The sequence below is a fragment of the Kitasatospora sp. NPDC007106 genome, assembly GCF_040634455.1.
Lineage (GTDB): Bacteria > Actinomycetota > Actinomycetes > Streptomycetales > Streptomycetaceae > Kitasatospora > Kitasatospora arboriphila.
The window spans coordinates 1-2,460 of sequence record NZ_JBEYFP010000841.1 but is presented as its reverse complement, the minus strand read 5'-3'; the positions used below and the strand labels follow the sequence as shown (position 1 = coordinate 2,460).

Annotated in this window: 2 protein-coding genes; both read left to right on the top strand. The window is 75.8% G+C overall.

The features are described 5' to 3' along the window. The coding region (locus tag ABZ641_RS33090) for a DUF2252 family protein (protein ID WP_359987872.1) at window positions 1-971 on the top strand (971 nt) is incomplete at its 5' end. Window positions 972-1,150: 179 nt separating this feature from the next. Continuing rightward, on the top strand, window positions 1,151-2,353 hold the full coding sequence (locus ABZ641_RS33085) for a cytochrome P450 (RefSeq protein ID WP_344624101.1): 1,203 nt from the start codon (window positions 1,151-1,153) through the stop codon (window positions 2,351-2,353). The last annotated feature ends 107 nt before the right edge of the window (window positions 2,354-2,460 follow it).

Below are 2,460 nucleotides of genomic sequence, written 5' to 3'. Positions count from 1 at the left end.
AGCGGCTCGCGGCGAGCCTGGTGCTGGCCGGCCGCCAGGCGGGCGCCTCGGAGGACGTCTGCCGGCAGGCCGCGTTCCACGCCTCCTCCTCGTACCGCAAGACGGTGCGCAAGCTGGCGAAGCTGCCCGCGCTGGACGCCTGGAACGCGATCGCCGACGAGCACCTCGTCGCCTTCGCCGAGGCGCACGACCTCGCCGGGGTGCTGGAGGCGGTGGCGGAGAAGGCGCTGCGCAACACCAGTGCGCGCTTCGCGGCGAAGTCGACGGTCCGTCAGGACGACGGCGGCTGGCGGTTCGCCCCGGCGCCGCCGGTGCTCAGCCGGGTGCCGGAGGCCGAGACCGCCGAGGTGGCGGGCTCGCTGGCCGCCTACCTGTCGACCGTGGCACCGGAGATGCAGCCGCTGCTGAGCCGCTACAGCGTGCAGGACGTGGCGTTCCGGATCGTCGGCACCGGCAGTGTCGGCACCCGGGCGTACGTGGTGCTGCTGGTCGACCAGCGCGAGCAGCCGCTGGTGCTGCAGGTGAAGGAGGCACGGCCCTCGGTGCTGCTGCCGCACCTGGCCCGGGCCGGCTTCGCCGTCTCCGGCCTGCCGGTGCACGAGGGCCAGCGGGTGGTGCTCGGCCAGCGCCGCATCCAGGTGGTCAGCGACGTGCTGATGGGCTGGACGACCGTCGACGGACTCCCGTACCAGGTGCGGCAGTTCCGCAACCGCAAGGGCAGCGTCGACCCGGCCGCGCTGCGCCCCGACCAGCTGGACGACTACGGCCGGCTGACCGGCGCGCTGCTCGCCCGGGCGCACACCCACACCGCGGACGCGGCCCTGCTCGCCGGGTACTGCGGCAAGAGCGAGGAGCTGGACGTGGCGATGGCGGACTTCGCCGTCGCGTACGCGGACCGCAGCGAGGCCGACCACGCCGAGCTGCTGGCCGCCGTCCGGTCCGGCCGGCTGCCCGCGGAGACCGGTATCTGAGACGGCGTCGGCCATCGGCGGACTCCGGTCCACCGATGGCCGATTCGCGTCCTTCCGGCGCGTGCGACGTACCCGTACGGTCGGGTGTCGGGACGGGTGCCGCGGCCGCGGCGCCCGCACGCCCACCGACCGCGCACCAGCACGAGTGAACGCCCGGACGCCGACGCCTGGAGGACCGGATGACCACCGCGAACGCCGCGGCCCCCGACATGCCCGCCCTCGTCCCGCTGCACTGCCTGCGCCACGCCGAACCCGGCCCGCCGCGACTGGCCGCCCTGCCCACCGGCACGCCCGTCTGGGTGGTGACCCGGCACGCCGACGTCCGCAAGCTGCTCGCCGACCCGCGCCTCGACCGGGCCTCGCTGTTCGCCCCCGACGCCCCCGCCACCACCCTGGTGCCGAACCTGCTGGACGACCCGCAGGCCATCCTCAACCTCGACGGCGAGGCGCACCAGCGGCTGCGCCGCACCGTGCAGCGCGCCTTCACCCCGCGCTCGATCGCCCGCTGGCGGCCCTGGGTGGGCTCGGTGGTGGAGGACCTGCTGGACGGCCTGGAGGCGGCCGGGTCGCCCGCCGACGTGGTGGGCGCGTTCAGCCGTCCGCTGCCGGTCGCGGTGATCAGCCGGCTGATGGGCCTGGACGGACTGGACTACGAGCGGCTCGGCCGCTGGAGCGACCACGCGCTGTCGGCCACCGCGTACACCGCGGAGGAGATCCGGCAGGCCATGCAGGAGTTCGGCCGGTTCGGGCAGCAGCTCGTCGACGAGCGGCGCAAGGACCCGGGCGAGGACCTGGTGAGCAGCCTGGTCGAGGCCGCCGACCGCACCGAGGGCGTCACCGAGGCGCAGCTCGTCTCGCTGGTCTGCGGGCTGGTCGTGGCCGGCCACGAGACCACCATGACCTCGCTCGGCAACGCCCTGGTCTACCTGCTCTCCGACGGCGCCGACGGCTGGGCCCGGATCGGCGCCAGCGAGGCGGACGCCACCGCCGCGGCCGAACAGCTGCTGCGTGCGGTGCCGCTCGGCGACCAGGAGACGGCACCCGGGCTGCTGCGCCGCGCGGTCGAGGACGTGGAGATCGGCGGGGTGCTGATCCCGGCCGGCAGCGTGGTCGCGGCGGACGCCCGCACGGCCAACCACGACCCGGCGGTCTACCCCGACGGCATCCCGCTGTTCGATGCGCTCGACACGCCGAGCCTGACCTTCGGCGCCGGCCCGCACCACTGCCTCGGCGCCTGGCTCGCCCGGATGGAGCTGGAACTCGCCCTGCACGGGCTGGCCCGCCGCTTCCCGCAGCTGCGGCTGGTGGACGCGCCGGACGCGATCGAGTGGCGGCGCGGCCTGCTGACCCGCAGCCCGCAGCGGCTGGCGGTGGCCTGGTGAGCACCGCGGCGGGGGACGCCGGCGCTCTCGAGGTCCGGGTGGACCGGATCCGCTGCGTCGGCACCGGGCTGTGCGCGGCGGCGGCCCCGGCGGACGTGCTGCTCGGC

Bases quoted from the DNA above. Each gene is read 5' to 3' on its own strand.
- ABZ641_RS33085 (WP_344624101.1), top strand. From the start codon at position 1,151: ATGACCACCGCGAACGCCGCGGCCCCCGACATGCCCGCCCTCGTCCCG.